The 16,545-nt window shown below is 52.9% G+C and carries 18 protein-coding genes and 1 riboswitch; of the genes, 9 read left to right on the forward strand and 9 right to left on the reverse strand.

All coding sequences use genetic code 11. The features are described 5' to 3' along the window. Positions 1-5: 5 nt before the first annotated feature. Positions 6-1,493 carry a MocR-like pyridoxine biosynthesis transcription factor PdxR gene (gene pdxR / locus ACFFLD_RS16925; protein ID WP_386042478.1) on the reverse strand — a complete coding sequence of 496 codons (1,488 nt, stop codon included), beginning with the start codon at positions 1,491-1,493 and terminating at the stop codon, positions 6-8. Positions 1,494-1,747: 254 nt separating this feature from the next. Between pdxR and ACFFLD_RS16930 the strand changes: the two genes are divergently transcribed. The 4 genes from ACFFLD_RS16930 to ACFFLD_RS16945 all read left to right on the forward strand — a co-directional run bounded on the left by ACFFLD_RS16930 (position 1,748) and on the right by ACFFLD_RS16945 (position 4,759). Beyond that, on the forward strand, positions 1,748-2,605 hold the full coding sequence (locus ACFFLD_RS16930) for a transporter substrate-binding domain-containing protein (protein ID WP_386042480.1): 858 nt from the start codon (positions 1,748-1,750) through the stop codon (positions 2,603-2,605). A 77-nt stretch (positions 2,606-2,682) separates the two neighbouring features. Then, positions 2,683-3,324 carry an amino acid ABC transporter permease gene (locus ACFFLD_RS16935; RefSeq protein WP_386042482.1) on the forward strand — a complete coding sequence of 214 codons (642 nt, stop codon included), beginning with the start codon at positions 2,683-2,685 and terminating at the stop codon, positions 3,322-3,324. Between the two features lie 9 nt (positions 3,325-3,333). Next, positions 3,334-3,999, forward strand: coding sequence for an amino acid ABC transporter permease (locus ACFFLD_RS16940; RefSeq protein WP_386042484.1), 666 nt, complete (start codon positions 3,334-3,336; stop codon positions 3,997-3,999). After that, positions 3,992-4,759: an amino acid ABC transporter ATP-binding protein gene (locus ACFFLD_RS16945; protein WP_386042486.1), complete on the forward strand. Its 768-nt coding sequence runs from the start codon at positions 3,992-3,994 to the stop codon at positions 4,757-4,759. The genes ACFFLD_RS16940 and ACFFLD_RS16945 overlap by 8 nt, the downstream gene beginning before the upstream one ends. 29 nt (positions 4,760-4,788) lie before the next feature. On the opposite strand, the gene ACFFLD_RS16950 is transcribed toward ACFFLD_RS16945, so the two are convergent. The 6 genes from ACFFLD_RS16950 to ACFFLD_RS16975 all read right to left on the reverse strand — a co-directional run bounded on the left by ACFFLD_RS16950 (position 4,789) and on the right by ACFFLD_RS16975 (position 10,847). Continuing rightward, positions 4,789-5,550, reverse strand: coding sequence for a M15 family metallopeptidase (locus ACFFLD_RS16950; protein WP_386042488.1), 762 nt, complete (start codon positions 5,548-5,550; stop codon positions 4,789-4,791). A 4-nt stretch (positions 5,551-5,554) separates the two neighbouring features. Continuing rightward, positions 5,555-6,832: a TRAP transporter large permease gene (locus ACFFLD_RS16955; protein ID WP_386042490.1), complete on the reverse strand. Its 1,278-nt coding sequence runs from the start codon at positions 6,830-6,832 to the stop codon at positions 5,555-5,557. Beyond that, positions 6,829-7,320, reverse strand: coding sequence for a TRAP transporter small permease (locus tag ACFFLD_RS16960; RefSeq protein ID WP_386042492.1), 492 nt, complete (start codon positions 7,318-7,320; stop codon positions 6,829-6,831). Before ACFFLD_RS16960 ends, ACFFLD_RS16955 begins: the two co-directional genes overlap by 4 nt. A gap of 108 nt (positions 7,321-7,428) precedes the next feature. Beyond that, a complete protein-coding gene (gene dctP / locus ACFFLD_RS16965) occupies positions 7,429-8,478 on the reverse strand; it encodes a TRAP transporter substrate-binding protein DctP (protein WP_386042494.1) in 1,050 nt (349 codons plus the stop codon). Between the two features lie 125 nt (positions 8,479-8,603). Next, a complete protein-coding gene (locus ACFFLD_RS16970) occupies positions 8,604-9,530 on the reverse strand; it encodes a LysR family transcriptional regulator (RefSeq protein ID WP_386042496.1) in 927 nt (308 codons plus the stop codon). A 24-nt stretch (positions 9,531-9,554) separates the two neighbouring features. Beyond that, positions 9,555-10,847 (reverse strand): D-amino acid dehydrogenase, encoded by a 1,293-nt coding sequence (locus tag ACFFLD_RS16975; protein ID WP_386042498.1) that lies wholly within the window; start codon positions 10,845-10,847, stop codon positions 9,555-9,557. Between the two features lie 166 nt (positions 10,848-11,013). After that, a riboswitch (glycine riboswitch) is annotated at positions 11,014-11,111 on the reverse strand. Positions 11,112-11,317: 206 nt separating this feature from the next. Here ACFFLD_RS16975 and ACFFLD_RS16980 point away from each other — a divergent pair. The 3 genes from ACFFLD_RS16980 (at position 11,318) to ACFFLD_RS16990 (ending at position 12,661) form a co-directional block, all read left to right on the forward strand. Next, positions 11,318-11,611, forward strand: a complete 294-nt coding sequence (locus ACFFLD_RS16980; RefSeq protein WP_386042500.1) for a hypothetical protein — start codon at positions 11,318-11,320, stop codon at positions 11,609-11,611. Positions 11,612-11,632: 21 nt separating this feature from the next. Then, positions 11,633-11,929 carry a YciI family protein gene (locus ACFFLD_RS16985; protein ID WP_386042502.1) on the forward strand — a complete coding sequence of 99 codons (297 nt, stop codon included), beginning with the start codon at positions 11,633-11,635 and terminating at the stop codon, positions 11,927-11,929. A gap of 204 nt (positions 11,930-12,133) precedes the next feature. Then, positions 12,134-12,661: an HPP family protein gene (locus tag ACFFLD_RS16990; RefSeq protein ID WP_386042504.1), complete on the forward strand. Its 528-nt coding sequence runs from the start codon at positions 12,134-12,136 to the stop codon at positions 12,659-12,661. A gap of 6 nt (positions 12,662-12,667) precedes the next feature. Here ACFFLD_RS16990 and ACFFLD_RS16995 read toward each other — a convergent pair whose 3' ends face one another. Beyond that, entirely contained in the window at positions 12,668-13,240 is a 573-nt protein-coding gene (locus tag ACFFLD_RS16995; RefSeq protein WP_386042506.1) for a gamma-glutamylcyclotransferase, read from the reverse strand. Positions 13,241-13,359: 119 nt separating this feature from the next. Between ACFFLD_RS16995 and ACFFLD_RS17000 the strand changes: the two genes are divergently transcribed. After that, on the forward strand, positions 13,360-14,214 hold the full coding sequence (locus ACFFLD_RS17000; RefSeq protein ID WP_386042508.1) for a sirohydrochlorin chelatase: 855 nt from the start codon (positions 13,360-13,362) through the stop codon (positions 14,212-14,214). A 111-nt stretch (positions 14,215-14,325) separates the two neighbouring features. Beyond that, the gene (locus ACFFLD_RS17005) at positions 14,326-15,915 is read left to right on the forward strand and encodes an ABC-F family ATPase (protein WP_386042510.1); all 1,590 of its coding nucleotides are present in this window, start codon (positions 14,326-14,328) and stop codon (positions 15,913-15,915) included. 13 nt (positions 15,916-15,928) lie between these two features. Here ACFFLD_RS17005 and ACFFLD_RS17010 read toward each other — a convergent pair whose 3' ends face one another. Next, entirely contained in the window at positions 15,929-16,522 is a 594-nt protein-coding gene (locus tag ACFFLD_RS17010) for a hypothetical protein (protein ID WP_386042512.1), read from the reverse strand. Positions 16,523-16,545 lie beyond the last annotated feature (23 nt).

Below are 16,545 nucleotides of genomic sequence, written 5' to 3' on the forward strand. Positions count from 1 at the left end.
GCATGTTATGTGCCCAAGGCACTCTCGTAAGCTTGGCCCAGGCGATGAATGCCTGGGCCGATACGCGCTTGTTCGATGGCGCCAAAGCCAAGTCTAAAAAAGCGGCGCGGTGGGGCAGCATCGAAAAAGTGCTGGAAGCCCGGTTCAATCAGTACTCCGCGCTGAGCAGCATGCCAAGCAAGGCGTTGAGTATCGATGCTGGCATCTGACTCCATCCAGAAAGCACTAGAGCGAACGCTACTATGGCTAATGCAGCCTGGTAGCGCTTGGTCGATGGCGAGCCGCATGGCATCGCGCCGTCGATCGATTTCCTCTACGTGAAGCTTGAGGTATCGCTCGTAATAGCCTTGAGAAATAAACTGCGCCAACTGGTGCTGCAAGGCTGCTGGTGGATGGCGATACATCATTCGACGCAGTGCGCGCAGCTCATCAATTAGGTCGGCATCAGCCACTACATAACCCATACGTAGTCCCGGTGAGAGCGCTTTAGACAAGCTTCCCATATAGATAATGCGCGAGCTCTGCGCACTTGCTTTGAGGGCAGGCAGGGCGAACTGGTCGCCATGGATCTCAGCATCATAATCATCCTCGATGACAATTTGATCGCGCTGAGTGAGTTGTGCCAATAGCGCCTCTCGTCGTTGGCGACTCATGGTGACCCCAGTGGGTACTTGATGGCTGGGCATGACATACAGATAGTCACACTGCTGAGAACTTTCCAGGCACATGCCGCCTGTATCCAGCGGCTGAAACTGCATGCTCGCTCCACAATGGGCAAACACGTTCATTGCTTCACGGTAGCCGGGTGACTCCAGCGCCACGCGGGTGCCACGATGGCAGAGGAGTTGCGCTATCAAATACAGCGCATTTTGAGTTCCCATGGTGATCAGAATTTCCTCTGATCGAGCGAAAATGCCTCGACGCGGCAAAATACGTTTACGCAATTGTTCAATCAACAGCGGATCGTCTTGATCAATACGGTCACGCAGCCATGGTTTATCTCGCTGTGAACCTAATAAACGTCGAGAAACATCTCGCCATTGAGCTAACGGGAACAGCCGAGTATCCAACTGCCCATAAATAAACGGGTAGTCATACTCAGACCAGTTACCCGGCTTAAGAATTCCTTGGTAGTTAGTAGGGCGCTGAGCTATGCGGCTGTGCCAGTTTGGTGCAGAAATTAAGTCGTTATCGTGATCTTTTAAGCGGCTTAAAGGGTCAGAACAGCCAGCGCTTGGTTCGTTATAATCAGGATGTAGGTAGTAGCCGCTTCGAGGGCGACTAATTAAATAGCCGTCTTCGACCAGGGTTTCGTAAACAATCGCTACCGTGTTACGTGAAATACCCAGCTGTTGGGAAAGTTTACGACAGGAGGGAAGTGCATCCTCGCTGGGAAGGCTTCCTAGCCGAATCGCTTCTAATAGCGTTTCGCGAAGTTGTTCTTGCAGACAGGTGGCGGCGTTAGGGTCGACCTCTAGACAAAGCGTAGTCACATACTCTCCTCTTTAGGCAAGTCCCGCTCGTCTGGCTGCGGTTGGATACTTTCCATTCAACCTATGCAAAGCATCTTTCGTGCCAGTTTATCTATTGTTAACTGTCCTTTTAATTTGCACTAACTGGCTCTAATCGCTGAGATGATAAAAAAACTAGGGTGAAGTCACCTTCAATCTATTGCCGAAACATTTACTGATACTAAGTAGATGCATAGCGGCAGGTGATGTTTTGTTCACTCTAGGAGCAGTAAACGATGAAAAAAATAGCGTCTTTAGCCTCCGCCTTGAGCGTGGGCGCACTTACTCTAAGTATGTCATTGACTACCTACGCCGCAGATCTATCTGAAATACAGAGCCGGGGTTATATGAGTGTGGCAACTGAAGATAATTACGCCCCATTTAACTTTATGAGTGGCAGTGACCCCGATGGTTTTATCAAAGACATCATGATTGAGCTGGAAGAGTACGCTGACTTCGAAATCCGTCAGGATATTTTGCCGTGGACAGGGCTTTTGGCTTCGGTCTCATCGGGTCAGTACGACATGGCTCTAACCGGTGCTTCTGTGACAGATGAACGCCTGAGAGTATTTAACTACGCGCCACCCTTCGCCTCCGCTCAACACTTTTATATCAAGCGGGCAGGCGATGATCGCATCAACAGTGTTGAAGATTTAAGTGGAATGACACTAGGCGTGCAGGCGGGCAGCGCTTTGCTATCCCGACTGCCTGAGCTGGAAGCCATGTTGGCAGAAAGCGGTGGCGAGCTAGGTGACGTGCAGCAGTATGAAGCCTACCCCGAAATCTATGCTGATCTGGCGAATGGGCGCGTGGATTACGTTATTAACTCCATTGTACCGGTCAACGATTTAATTCGTGAGCGTTCCGATGTATTTGAAGCAGGCCAAGCTGTGTCTGGCCCAGGCTACGTGGCCTGGCCAATGCCTAAAGACAGCCCTGAACTGCTGACCTATATCACCGATTTTATGAGTCACTTGCGTGACAACGGTCGACTGGCTGAGCTGCAAGAAAAGTGGTTTGGTGAATCATTCGATGAGTTGCCGGTAACCTCGATCACCTCGGTGGAAGAGTTTCACGACATGGCCGGTATGTAAGCCACACGTTCGCCATAGGCCCAGGTGCGCAACCTGGGCAGCGGTTATTCTATCGAGCGAATCAGGGGGAAGTAAGCATGGATAGTAGCGCATGGGGACTTCTCATCCAGGGCGCCTGGACAACGCTTTGGATATCCGGGATCTCCATTGCCATTGGTGTGGTAATGGGGCTGCTGATTGCATTGCTCCGGGTGGCAAAAATCCCCGTCCTGCACCAGTTGCTGGGTATTTATATTAGCCTGGCACGCGCCACGCCGCTGGTGACGTTAGTGCTGTTTATATTTCTAACCGCACCCACCATGGGGATTAATCTCAACCGAAATGTGGCTGGCATTATTGCGCTAACGCTTAATACCACTGCCTTTAATGCTGAAATCTGGCGCTCTGCGTTTAACAATTTCTCCAAGGAGCAGCGCGAAGCTGCGTTGGCGATTGGCATGACGCCGTGGGTCTACTTCCGCCGCATTATGCTGCCGCAAATCACCATTACCAGCCTGCCAGGTCTGGTAAACGAAATGTCGTTTCTGATTAAAGGTAGTCCTGCCATTGCCGTCATCGGTGTAGTCGATTTGACGCGGGTGACCAACCGCATCTCAGCGGTTACCTACGATCCCCTACCGCCCATTCTAGCAGCGGCAGCCCTATATATGTTGATCATCAGTCTGCTGATATGGCTTCAACGTTTGGCTGAGCGCAAAGCCAGTCGCTTAGCTATTTAAGGAGCCTTTATGAGCAATTGGGATATTCTCTGGTCCTCGCATGAGGTTTTTTTGAGCGGGTTCTACAACACCTTAAAACTGTTCGGGGTATCGGCGTTACTGGCATTTCTAGTGGGGAGCGGCATTGTGTTTTTGCTCGAAGGCTCCCGCCCCAGGTTAAAGATTCCGCTGCGTATCTTCATCGATGCCATGAGAATGCTGCCATTTTTAATTCTGGCCTACCTGCTCTACTACGGCTTACCGAGCGCAGGGATTCGCATGAGCGCCTGGACGGCTGGGATTATTGCCTTAGTGGCGTATCACGGCGCTTATTTTGCAGAAATACTGCGCGGCTGCCGGGCCACGTTTGCTCAAGGGCAAGTAGAGGCGGCTATTGCTCAAGGGTTTTCGCAGCCTTCCATGTTTTTACGCATTATTTTGCCTCAGCTGATTTTAAAAACCCGTGGCTTATTGGGTAATCAACTCATTATCTTGCTCAAAGACACGGCTTTCCTGGTGATTATCACCGTGCGTGAACTCACCGCCGCGGCAAGCAGCCTGTCGAGCACTTATTTCATTCCCATGGAGGCGTTCATCGTAGTGATCGGCTTCTATTGGCTGATCAGTATTGGCTTAGAGCTGTTTATTAAAGCGATCGGTCTTTTTGGCGCCAAGCGAGGATTTGAAAATGCATGAGACTGCTGCTGTCAGTATTCGTAAACTCTCGAAAAGTTTTGATGGCACCGAGGTGCTCCGCGATGTCTCGCTGGAAGTACAAACAGGGGAGGTCGTTAGTATTCTGGGCTCATCAGGCTCAGGTAAGTCCACCCTGTTGCGCTGCATTAACTGGCTTGAGGAGCCCGACCATGGCGATATTCGTATCGACGGGGACCGGATCGGCTTAAGTGATAACGGAAAATCCATGACACGCCGCGAGCTAGCAGGCATGCGTGCACGGCTAGGTATGGTGTTCCAGGGGTTTAATCTATGGCCCCACCTGAGCGTCCTTCGCAATGTTACCGAAGCGCCTATCCATGTGCAGGGGCTAAGTAAAGCCGAGGCCGAAGAGCGGGCGATGGCGCTGCTGGAAAAAGTCGGCATGGCCGACAAACGCGAGCACTACCCTTACACGCTTTCAGGCGGGCAGAAGCAGCGGGTCGCAATTGCCCGGGCACTGGCCATGCAGCCCAAGGTGATGCTCTTTGATGAGCCTACGTCTGCGTTAGACCCTGAGCTAGTGGGAGAAGTGCTGGGGGTTATTAAAGACCTCTCGAAAGAAGGCTACACCATGGTGCTGGTAACCCATGAAATGGAATTCGCTCGGGCCGTTTCCGATCAGGTGGTTTTTCTCGACAAAGGTATCATTATCGAAAAATCTCACCCCAGTGAGTTCTTTGAAAACCCTAAAACCGAACGGGTCAGGCGCTTCCTGGAACTGGAAACGCCTGATGTGTGAACACGTTGAAGCAAGTGCTGGCCCGATGATTAACTTAATTGTCGGCGCCAGCGATTCTCAATGGTATCCAACTCTGCTGGGCCGTAATGGGCATGCTCATGTGGGCCGTAGTAGGCCCATAATTGATCACCGTAATCGAAATGCCACCACTCGCTGGGTAGGTTGGTGAAGCCATGTTGCTGCATTGTGTAATACAGCAGGCGTCGATTATCCCGCGCGTTCTGTTGCTGTGGCGTCAGCATTTGCAGATGCTCGTAATAGTCGCTGTGAGAGGCCGGAAGCGCTTCGTCAAATAACGTACCCATATCCAGCGGTAGGCCATCGGCATCACAAAGTGTGACATCGACGGCGCCTCCAGTGAGGTGCGGACTGGGAGCGAAAGGATCGCGGCTGGGTACCGAAACGAATTCCCTTGTACGATCTAAGAGCTCCTCTTCGCTAAGGTCTGGTTGGTGATGGTGGATGGCTTCATGCAAGGTATCAAACAAATACTGTTGTACCCGCCATGGCCGCCAGCCATCCAGTACGATGAGACCGATGTCGTTGGGTAAGCTGCGTGCCGCAGCGAGTAGCGCTCGATAAACCCCCTCACGTACAAAACACTCCGGTACCGCACCTGGAATGCCCAGGCGTGCATAGGCGGGGAACACCTTGATGGGTGCTGGGGCAAGGCTCATTGGTACGAGACGTTCACCATTATCTTTAATAGGCGCACGGCGTAGTTTTTCCCAGCGGGGGGATGGGTGGTGGGGTATAGGCGGCAAAGCCTTAAATAGCGTGTTTAAAGGCATTGTCTTATCCCAGCAGTGTAGGTAGCCACAACGTCAGTGGTGGAAAAAGGATTAATAGAATAAGCACCGCAATTGCTGTCAGTACAAAGGGCCAAATAGTTTTGAACAGTGACACAATCTCAATCCGACTGACGGCGGCAGCCACAAACACACAAGCGCCCAGCGGCGGCGTGATTAAGGCAATAGTAATATTAAGTGTGATGATAATTCCTAAGTGGACCGGGTCGATACCTGCCATCATGGCGACTGGTGCAAAGATGGGCGTCAGCAGCATCAGAGCTGATACCTCTTCCATGAACATGCCGGTCACGAAGGTAATCGCACTGAGTAGAAGTAATATGATGACGGCGCTGTCCATGTAGGGCGCTAGAAGCGATACAAATTGATCAGGGACCTGGGCATAGGAAAGCAGCCAGCTGATTGTGGACGAGGCTGCCATGATCAAAAAAATCGCCGAGGTTAACCGTGCTGTATCGACAATAGCTTGCCAGCACTCTTTAAAACGTAACCCTCCCAACACAAAGCCACACAACGCGATATAAAGTGCAGTTAACGCGCCGGACTCTGTAGGTGTAACAAAGCCAAGTACGATACCGGCAACAATAATAAAGGGAGCAATAAGCGCTGGCAGGGCGGCGATGAAGGCTATGCCTAGCTGGCTGATGGAGGGCAACTGGCCACTCTTGGCTAACCCATGACGTCTAGCGTACCAGGCATTCATGCCCATAAAGGCAATCCCCAGTAATAGCCCCGGCACAACGCCTGCCAGAAATAGATCGCCTACCGAGGTATTGGTCAGGGAGGCATAGAGGATCATAAAGATACTGGGGGGAATTATCGGACCGATAAGCGAACTGCCAGCAGTCAACCCAGCGGCAAAGGCTCTCGAGTAGCCCTCTTTCTCCATCGCAGGTACTAACAGTGACCCTAATGCTGAGGTGTCAGCTACCGCTGAGCCATTGACGCCAGCAAAAAAAACGCTCGACACAACGTTAACGTGGCCCATACCTCCCCGCAAGTGGCCCACCATCAGGCGCGCCAACCCCATTAAGCGCTCCGTTAAGCCGCTGACGTTCATCAGGTTGCCAGCGAAGATGAAAAGCGGAATGGCCATCAATGAGAACACGTTGATACCACCAAAGAATTGCTGGGGCAGCATACGGGGAATCATTGACAGGTCTACAAACAGAAAGCCAACTAATGCCGTGGCAAGTAGTGCGATGAACAGTGGTAGTCCAAGCAATACGTGGCCGAGAAAGACTGCCAACATAGTGAGCGTCATAAGTTATCCTCGACGGTCTTGAGCGGCGCAGGGCCATAGAGCAGTACATGCCAAGCCAGTAGCATAAAGCCAACGGGAAGTGAGAGGAGGGGCACCGTGCGACTAATACCTAGCCCAGACGTGGTAAACATGCTGACCGAGAGTGCATAGCGATAACTTATCCATGCACCGCCTATAGCCAACAGGAGCGTTAGTAGCCATTGGTACATATTCAGCAAGCGAGCGAAGGGGACTGGTAGCAGCTTCTCCAGCAAGCCGACACGCATATGTCCTCCTTCCGACCAGACGGCGCCAGCCGCAAGCATGACCGTAGCAATGATCAAGAAACGGGATAGTTCATCCGTCCAGATGGGGGCGCCGCCAGCGATGTAGCGAGCAAATACCCCAAACAGGATGGCTGAAACGTTGAGAAATAGCAGTGCGCCTGCCACGGTTAGGGTAACAGGGCGGCTAATCGCCAAGAGACGACATCGTAATGTATTTAACATGACTGCCTTTCCATGAAGCACTGGCACATTGAGTACAGGAACATTAAGCGCAGGAAACAGGGGTCGATTAGATACCGGCCCCTGGTATTGCAGTGGAGTTGTCAGTCGTTAGTCGAGCAAACCGCTCATGCCTGCATCTTCTAGCGCCAGATCGATCCAGCGTTGCTCGATATCACGCTCTTTAAGCCACTCAAGGTAAGCGGGCTGACCAATCTCGCGAAAAGCGGTGAGTTCCTCTTCGGAAGGGCGGATCACCTCCATACCTTGCTCTTCTAGATAAGCGATACGCGTCTCAACCTGCTCCTCGTTGTGCTCACGAGCATTGTGATTAGCTTCGGTGACGGCTTCCATAAAGGCACCACGCAGCTCATCATCCCAACCTTCGATCATCTCGCTATTGCCCACCAGAAACTGATCGGAATACTGGATGTTGGCAAGCGTTAGGTAGTCCTGCACTTCGTAAAGGCTGCCAAGGATGATATACATCGGCGGGTTCATCTGACCATTCGCCACGCCGGTGCGCAGTGCCATGTAGGTTTCTGTCCAAGGAATGGGAGTGCCGGAGGCTCCGAATGACTCATAGAGCGCTACCTGGCTAGGGTCCATGGCCCGGAAACGCAATCCTTCAAAGTCATCAGGATGGCTGATAGGCCTTTCGTTGTTGGTAAAGGCCAAAAAGCCACCCTCTTCCACGACCGCCAACATATCAATACCAGCACGCTCCTTTAGAGCACCACTCACTTCCTGCCAATATTGACCCTCATCGAAGAAGCTACGTGCCGCCGTGAAATCGTCGAACAAAAAGGGAATAGCGCTGACAAATATTTCATCAACGAGAGGAGAGACGCCCGCAAACGACGCTACATTGAGCATCGGCGTATTCATGGTCTGCTCCATCCTCTCCTGTTCCTCGCCTAGCATGCTATTTGGGTAGAGCTTAAGCTTTATCTCACCGTCAGTTTTTTCATCTACCAACGTCTTAAGATTCTCTGCAAATACATGGACAGCATTCTTTTCCGCATCAGGGGCGCCGTTGTAGCTCAGGTTAATCGTAGTGGCCGCGAGGGTGTTTCCCGCCATTAATGCGGAGCCAATCAGGCACGCTGATAAGAGTCGTTTAGCTGAAAAGCGTGAGAACAACCTTGGTTGAGTAAGCATATAAGTCTCCTGGTTTATTGTCGTGAGCTATACGGCGCTAAGGACGCATTATTGGATTTATAAGAAGTACCTACTAGAAGACTATGTAGGGATGTGTTGACTATGCAATACCTAAGCTGTGGCTTTTATTGCAACAGTCTAGGCGCATCGGCTGAGAAAAAGCGCATGCCTTTGTGCAGGTGTTCAATACACGTAGTCGAAGCGACTGGAAGCTCGTGCCCTTTCAGGCTGACAATTTGAGCGCGTGTACCGTTCATCACCGGGTACTGCATGGGCAGCGTAAAAATCTCGCCACGCTCAATCTCATCCGCGACGGTGAGTTCGGGCATAAATGTAACGCCGATGCCTGAGCGGACGAAATTCTTTAAAACCGAAACAGAGTTGGTATGCAGGCGTGATTCAAGATGAATGCGCTCCTGATGAGCCACCATATTGACCATCTGCCGCATGCCGAATGGATTATCCATCAGCGCCAAGGGCCAATCCTTTAAGTCATGGAGCGTCACAGGCCGGTTTAACTCACTGAGTGGGTGATCGGGAGGCACAATCACATCGAGTGGCTGGCGCGTTTCCACATGGCAAAAAAACTGTGGGTCTACCGGCGGTGCATAAAGGAGCGCTATATCCACTTCACGATCTTTGAGTAACGACATCGCTTCGTTAACACCCGCCATGCGGATTTCGACATTAATACCTGAAAACGATGACATGAACGTGCCTAACGGTGCGGCGATCAGATCAGCGATAAACCCTTCTCCCACGGCAATGCGAACTTCCCCTTTAGTCAGGCTCTGGAGCGCCATGATCTGGGATAGTATCGCCTCTTCTGATGCCCGCTGGGCGTGGAAATGGTGAACAAGCAACTGACCCGCTTTGGTTGCGCGCATGCCGCGGCCGTGCCGTTCACATAGCTGGGTACCCAGCTGTTCCTCTAGTGCTTTCAATTGGCGGCTAACGGCGGAGGCGTCGATATTCAGGTTGGCCGCGGCGCGCCTAAGCGAGCCGCGGCGGATGACTTCGTTGAGATAAGTTAACGCACGCTGATTAAGCATAAAACACGCCTTTTATGGAGTGTTTTATATCTTAACGGAAGCCTGCCCAGGCTTGTCATTGTTTGGGCTAGGTATGTGACTGGAATGTTGGTGATTGCCCACACTTTTATTTTCCACCGCCTCCGCAAGCATTTCGGCGGTGATCGCGGAAAGCGTCCAGCCCAAGTGGCCGTGGCCGGTGTTGTAGAACACGGTAGATAATTTGCCGCGGCCGACGTTGGGCAGCATGTTGGGGAGCATCGGGCGCAGGCCAGCCCAAGGCACTACGCGGCGGGTGCTGACACCGGGGAAGCACTCTTCTACCCAGCGGATCAGTGGGCGGATACGGTTGTCACGGATATCGCGGTTATAGCCGTTGAATTCGGCGGTGCCGGCAATCCGAAAACGATCATCGCCCAGGCGGCTGGTCACCAACTTGGTTTCATCATCCAGCAGGCTAACGGTGGGCGCTGCTTGTTGGGAGGCGACGTCATCGAGTTGCACGGTAATTGAGTAGCCTTTCACCGGGTAGATATTCACACGATCGCCTAGTTTGGCGGCTAGCGCACGACTACCTACGCCTGCACAGATCACCACACTATCAAAGGTCTCGCGCACCGGCTCGCCATCCACATCAGCGGTGATCCAGGTGTGCTGCTCATCCGCGCCGATATCCTGCACGCTATGGCCATATTTAAGTTGTACCCCGCGTTTTTCGGCCGCTTGTGCCAGTCCATGGGTGAACTTGTGAATATCGCCGGTGGCATCGCTTTCGGTGTAGAAACCACCGTAGTAGTTGCCTGCCAACGTGGGCTCAATGGTACGCATTTCATTAGGGGTAACGGCGCGCCGTTCCAGGCCACCTTTACTGAGCAGTTGCGATACCTTGGCGGCGTGGTCATAGCCGGTTTTATCACGGTAGATGTGCAGAATACCCTTCTGCTTTAAATCGAAATCAATATGCTCATCTTTGGCCCACTGAAACAGGTGCTCGCGGGCCGCAATGGCCAGCCGAGTGGTTTCGGTGGTGTTGTTGGCATACTTGGGAATCGAGGCTATAAACTCACCAAACCAACTGAGCTTGTGCCAGCTCGGGCGGGGGTTGACCAACAGCGGCGCGTCGTTTCTTAGCATCCAGCGAAGGCCTTTGATCACCGTCGGCCAGTGGTTCCAGACTTCGGCGTTGGAGGCGGACAGCTGACCACCATTGGCAAAGGAGGTTTCCATCGCGGCGTAGCGATGCTTTTCAAACACGGTGACGTCATAGCCACGTTTGGCCAGGGCATAAGCACTGGTAATGCCGGTGATACCACCACCGATAACGGCAATGCGTTGCATAATTCTCTCCAGATTGTATGAGCGTCGGGAATACCACCTAACGGCGTAAGCGCTGCTGGGCGTACCCCTTCCGTCATGGAACCTGAGAGATTCGCGTACCACAGTGGGTGCGCTTGCTCCTTCGGTGGGCTGAGTGACGCAGTCATCAGCCGCTCTTCGGAAAGCGTTGGTAATAGCGGTCCGGTGGCCTGAGAGTTTCCGGGGCAGTTGCTCCTTCGGCGTTGGCGTCGTTGTGGATGCGCCAAGCTCTCCCGCTATTACGATGTTGCTGCTGCTACATAGGATGCTGCTTATTGTTTTAATATGGATAGTTTAAGCGTGATTAGTTTCAGTAGAAAAGTCGACCAAGGTCGTGAACGCTTATTCCACGAGCAGGGCTCTTGAATTAGCAGAGAGCGTTTCTGCTTTGCTCGGCCAGCCTATTTAACAGACAATGCCATGCTTATCCTTGTAAGGTTTGGAAACGACCCATGCAGACAAACGGCTTTTTTGACGAAATAGGCGAGACCATTGGCGAAGCGATTCGTGTGGTGGTGGAGTTTTTGTTAGGGATTTTCACTAACTTCTTTGGCGCGTTCGATGATTTCATTGACGGCTTAACACGGTCGTTAGGAATCAATGACTCGTTTTTCAGTATTGCCGTTCTTGTGATCGGGCTGCTGATCCTATGGGGTGGTTTGCGAGCGTTTCTGCGCGGCTCTTTGATAGGCGGAGTACTACGTACCTTACTGGGGCTGTTTATTCTGTCTTGGATGATGATGTAAACACACGGCGAGGAGTAGTAAATGAAGCAATATGCATTGGTCGCTTACGACTACAAGGATGAGGGCGCCTTAAACCGACGTTTGGCTTGTCGCGAGTCGCACCTTGACGGCATTCGTAGCCTCTACCGATCGGGGAATTTTATTAGTGGAGGTGTGATACTTAACGATGAAGGCAACATGATCGGCTCTAATGCTCATTTCAGATTTGCCTCTCCAGAGGATTTACAGGCTTGGCTGGCGCAAGAGCCTTACATGACTGAGCATGTCTGGGAGAAGGTCGATATACGCGAAGTTAAACTGTTTGATCCCACTGCATAGGGTGGCGATCGGACCTGACATTATTTATAAACAGATCGTTAGATAATGCCCTTCCAGTTGCTAATCTCGATTAGCACATATAGGCGCTGACCATGATTTATCTTTTGTCCTTGAGTCAGCTTCATCAGGCTCATGACAGATTGTCATTTGCTTATTTGGTGCGTTTTGTCATTATTTGCACTTATTTTGTGCAAAGCGAGTGTCATGAAAACGTATCTAGGGAAAATGCGCGGGCAGCCCATTAAGCGCGCCCGGGTAGGCTGGCAGGATGCTTTTTGGTCATGGGTAGGCGCGTTTACCGGTATGGCGGTCATTTGCTGGTTAAGCGCGGAGTGGCTGTCGCAACAATTACTTATCGTTGGGTCGTTCGGGGCAACGTCAGTGCTGATCTATGCCGCCCCTGAAAGTCCGTTTGCCCAGCCCAGCCACGTGCTGTTCGGCAGTGTGCTGTCGGCAGGTATTGGCGTCGCCTGCTACCAGTGGCTGGGCGCCACCCCCATGTCAATGGCGTTGGCGGTATCGTTGTCGATACTTGTGATGCAGTTGACGCACACGGTTCACCCACCAGGAGCGGCAGCGGCACTCATTGCGGTAGGCGGCGGTGCCAGCGTTCACCAACTGGGGTGGTGGTATCCTATTTTGCCAATCGGTGCGGGCAGTGTCGTGATGCTAATAGTTGCCATACTGGTCAATAACCTTGCTCGACACCGTCGTTATCCACGCTACTGGTAAGTGACATTAGAGACGGCTCAGGTGTTGTTCCAGAGCAAAGATATGGGCATCTTTCGCATCCAGTTCACGTAGCGCAGTAGCAAGATTGAGCAAGTACTCTTTGTTGGGGCCGCTGGGGCCATGTGCATTGGCAATTTGCTGCGCGATATCGGCAAGTGGCGCCTCTCCCAGAAAGGCTGGATTATCATCGCTTGCCAGGTAGATTAATCCTTCGCTCTGTTCAGGCTCGCTGCCTTTCTCATCAACAAACGTCAGCGTTACTTTTTCCCGCAGGTAGCCATTTTTCTCACGCACATCCAGCGGAGCCAGCACCTCGGGCGTAATCCGGTAAGCCATACCATGGCAGACTGCCCCAGGGGAGCGGATCAGGGTGGCAACGCGCCCAGGAGCCTCCGGCGTGCCGCGGTGGTCGTGGGAACCTTGCCAAAAACGCCGCTCCCAGTGGTGTATATACGCAGGGCGGCGCTCCAGGTAGGTAAAGTCTGCCTTCCAAATCAGTGAGCCATAGCCAAATAGCCATATGGCGGCCTGGCCCTCGAAGAAGTTTCTTTGCTGGTTAAGCGCAGTGGTATCAAGCATCGTTATCAAGCAACATAATGAGAGTCTACGGTCTAAAACCATTATCTTAACATGTCATTGGTGAGCACCTAACGGGCAGCTCTCACCGCTCACATAGCCACGACGGGTGGAGGCAAAGCATGCGCGCGATTTTTCTGGTGGATAACGGCTCGCTTCGGGCGCAGGCAACGCTGAATTTACGCCACGTGGCGGCTTCGCTTAGCGAGCTGATGGGTGAAAGCGTACAGGCGGCCTCGTTGCTTCACTCCAACAAGATTCCTGCGGATGAGGTGGGGGGCATTCCCGCCACGACTCTTGGCCCCGCCGCGGAGCTCAGTGCCGAACAGGGGGCGACCGAGATCATTATCCTGCCGTTTTTTTTCGGGCCCAGCAAAGCATTAACCGGCTATTTGCCTGAACGCATGGCCACAATGCAAGCGCGCTTTCCCCACGTTAAGGTGCGGGTGGCTCAACCCCTGGTGGATGAGTTAGGCGATAACGACCTGCGTTTGGCCCAGCTGTTGGCCGCCAACGTGCGCGATAAGCTTCAGCCAGGTACTAAGCCGCATGTGGCGCTGGTAGATCACGGTAGCCCCATCCCTGAGGTGACCGCGGTGCGTAACCGCTTGGCGGGACAGCTAAGTGTGCTGTTGGCCGATGAAGTGACCTGTGTCGCCGCCGCTTCCATGGAGCGTCGTGAGGGTGATGAGTACCGCTTTAACGAACCGCTGCTGGAAAACCTGCTGACAACGACCGAATTTCACACCGGGCCGGTTATCTTGGCCATGCTGTTTCTGTCGCCAGGACGCCATGCCGGAGAGGGCGGCGATATTGCCGAGATTTGCGCAGAGGCCGAACAGCGCCACCCAACCCTGAGCGTGGCGACTACCGCCTTAGTGGGTGAGCACCCGGGAGTTGTCGATATTCTTGCCACACGCTTACGCCAAGCACTTGATGATGAACGCTTTCTTCTTGATATTCCGACAATCGCCTGATGCCACTAGGGTTTGATGGGTGAATACACGACCAATAGCGCGTAGAATCGCGAGCCTTTCTATTTACTGTAAAGCTGTCATTACAGATATGCTAACCGGGGCTCTTTTTTTGTGATCGCAACCGCCAATATCACCATGCAGTTTGGGGCCAAGCCCCTGTTTGAAAATGTCTCCGTCAAATTCAACAACGGCAATCGCTATGGCCTGATTGGCGCTAACGGCTGTGGCAAATCCACCTTCATGAAGATTCTCGGTGGCGATCTGGAACCCTCTTCCGGCCAGGTGATGCTGGATAGCAGTACACGGCTGGGTAAACTGCGTCAGGATCAGTTCGCGTTCGAAAATGAGCGGGTAATCGATACCGTGATCATGGGTAACGCCGAACTCTGGTCGGTCGCCGCCGAGCGCGAGCGTATCTACTCGCTGGCGGAAATGAGCGAAGAAGACGGCATGGCCGTTGCAGACCTTGAGGTACGTTTTGCCGAGCTGGATGGTTACACCGCTGAGCCGCGGGCGGGTGAGCTGCTGCTGGGCTTGGGCATTCCCATTGAGCAACATACCGGCCCGATGAGCGAAGTCTCGCCCGGCTGGAAGCTGCGTGTACTATTGGCCCAGGCGCTCTTTTCTGATCCTGATGTATTGCTGCTGGATGAGCCGACCAACCATCTGGATATCAATACCATCCGCTGGCTGGAAGATATTCTCAAGGCGCGTAGCAGCACCATGATCATCATTTCTCACGACCGGCACTTCCTGAATAGCGTCTGCACGCATATGGCGGATCTGGATTACGGGGAAATTACCCTGTTCCCCGGTAATTATGATGACTATATGACCGCCGCCACCGCTGCGCGCGAGCGTCAGCACTCAGACAACGCGAAAAAGAAAGCTCAGATCGCCGAACTGCAGCAGTTCGTGAGCCGCTTCTCCGCCAACGCTTCCAAGGCCAAGCAAGCCACCTCGCGAGCGCGTCAAATTGATAAAATCAAGCTGGAGGATATCAAACCCTCCAGTCGGGTTAGCCCCTTTATCCGCTTCGACCAAAACAAGAAAATCCATCGCAATGCCGTGAGCGTCGATGCGATTTCCAAAGGCTACGATGGCAGTGCTCCGCTGTTTAATCGGTTATCCATGACGGTGGAGGCTGGTGAGCGGATCGCCATTATCGGCCCCAACGGCATTGGTAAAACCACGCTGCTGAAAACCCTGGCAGGCGAGCTGCACCCGGATGCAGGTGAAGTAAAGTGGACAGAAGCGGCAGAAGTAGGTGTTTTCGCCCAGGATCATGGCGATGATTTCGCCGTCGACGCGACGCTGTTTGAGTGGATGTCTAGCTGGACCACGGGGGGCGAGCAGGTCGTTCGCGGCGCCTTGGGGCGCATGCTGTTTTCCAGTGATGACATTGGTAAATCGGTGAAGGTCATATCCGGTGGTGAGCAGGGGCGCATGTTGTTCGGTAAGTTAATCCTTACTCAGCCCAACGTCATGCTGATGGATGAGCCGACCAACCACCTTGATATGGAGTCTATCGAGGCGCTGAACTTGGCACTTGAGAACTACCCCGGCACGCTGCTGTTTGTGAGCCATGACCGCGAGTTCGTCTCGTCTCTCGCCACGCGCATTATTGATATGCAGCCGGAGGGCATTGTCGATTTCAGCGGTAGCTACGATGACTACCTGCGCAGCCAGGGGGTTGTGTAACCAATAAAAACCACTAGCCGATAATGCGTTCAAACGTATCGTCGGTGGTGGGCTCGCGCTCCGCATTCAGCATGGTACCGCTAAAGTGCGTTTGCATTTCTTTGGCGAGCTCTACGTATACGTACATTTGTTGATTGCGCCGCTTATGCAGCGGCGGTTTTACCAACAGGCTGATGCCTTTAATAGGGGCATGCTTTTCGCCATAGAGTAAGTCGGGCATCTCGCCGGGCGGAAAGGCGTTGGTAATGGTAATCGGGTTGGCGGGTTGTTGCCCGGCAATCAAAAAGATCTTTTTGATGGGGTCGTAACGGGCGCCTTTTTCTCGCAACCATTCGGTAAGGCGCTCGTCTGACTGCTCACTAGGCTGATCAAAAATAACAAAAAGCGAGTGCTGCTTCAGACTGCTATCGCGCTTCGCGGAGGAGGCGGTTTCAGGCTGCTCCGGCGGGCTTTCGGTTTGAAAAGAGGGAGGGTTAGCGGCAGCCTCTTTCGCTGCACGACGTCTCCGCCGCCAGGGAACAATAACGTAGATAAATAACGCGGTTGCCAGTGCGCCGAATAGCAGCGATACGAAGGAGAGTAATATGATGGTGGTCGTACGATCCATATTCTCAACACCCTATGTTGTTG

It is taken from the genome of Vreelandella sulfidaeris (assembly GCF_042429665.1).
In the GTDB taxonomy this organism is placed as follows: Bacteria; Pseudomonadota; Gammaproteobacteria; order Pseudomonadales; family Halomonadaceae; genus Vreelandella.

What these genes read in the sequence shown, in the direction of transcription:
- ACFFLD_RS16930 (WP_386042480.1), top strand. Translation starts at nt 1,748, where the DNA reads ATGAAAAAAATAGCGTCTTTAGCCTCCGCCTTGAGCGTGGGCGCACTT.
- ACFFLD_RS16935 (WP_386042482.1), top strand. Translation starts at nt 2,683, where the DNA reads ATGGATAGTAGCGCATGGGGACTTCTCATCCAGGGCGCCTGGACAACG.
- ACFFLD_RS16940 (WP_386042484.1), top strand. Translation starts at nt 3,334, where the DNA reads ATGAGCAATTGGGATATTCTCTGGTCCTCGCATGAGGTTTTTTTGAGC.
- ACFFLD_RS16945 (WP_386042486.1), top strand. Translation starts at nt 3,992, where the DNA reads ATGCATGAGACTGCTGCTGTCAGTATTCGTAAACTCTCGAAAAGTTTT.
- ACFFLD_RS16950 (WP_386042488.1), bottom strand. Translation starts at nt 5,550, where the DNA reads ATGCCTTTAAACACGCTATTTAAGGCTTTGCCGCCTATACCCCACCAC.
- ACFFLD_RS16955 (WP_386042490.1), bottom strand. Translation starts at nt 6,832, where the DNA reads ATGACGCTCACTATGTTGGCAGTCTTTCTCGGCCACGTATTGCTTGGA.
- ACFFLD_RS16960 (WP_386042492.1), bottom strand. Translation starts at nt 7,320, where the DNA reads ATGTTAAATACATTACGATGTCGTCTCTTGGCGATTAGCCGCCCTGTT.
- dctP (WP_386042494.1), bottom strand. Translation starts at nt 8,478, where the DNA reads ATGCTTACTCAACCAAGGTTGTTCTCACGCTTTTCAGCTAAACGACTC.
- ACFFLD_RS16970 (WP_386042496.1), bottom strand. Translation starts at nt 9,530, where the DNA reads ATGCTTAATCAGCGTGCGTTAACTTATCTCAACGAAGTCATCCGCCGC.
- ACFFLD_RS16975 (WP_386042498.1), bottom strand. Translation starts at nt 10,847, where the DNA reads ATGCAACGCATTGCCGTTATCGGTGGTGGTATCACCGGCATTACCAGT.
- ACFFLD_RS16980 (WP_386042500.1), top strand. Translation starts at nt 11,318, where the DNA reads ATGCAGACAAACGGCTTTTTTGACGAAATAGGCGAGACCATTGGCGAA.
- ACFFLD_RS16985 (WP_386042502.1), top strand. Translation starts at nt 11,633, where the DNA reads ATGAAGCAATATGCATTGGTCGCTTACGACTACAAGGATGAGGGCGCC.
- ACFFLD_RS16990 (WP_386042504.1), top strand. Translation starts at nt 12,134, where the DNA reads ATGAAAACGTATCTAGGGAAAATGCGCGGGCAGCCCATTAAGCGCGCC.
- ACFFLD_RS16995 (WP_386042506.1), bottom strand. Translation starts at nt 13,240, where the DNA reads ATGCTTGATACCACTGCGCTTAACCAGCAAAGAAACTTCTTCGAGGGC.
- ACFFLD_RS17000 (WP_386042508.1), top strand. Translation starts at nt 13,360, where the DNA reads ATGCGCGCGATTTTTCTGGTGGATAACGGCTCGCTTCGGGCGCAGGCA.
- ACFFLD_RS17010 (WP_386042512.1), bottom strand. Translation starts at nt 16,522, where the DNA reads ATGGATCGTACGACCACCATCATATTACTCTCCTTCGTATCGCTGCTA.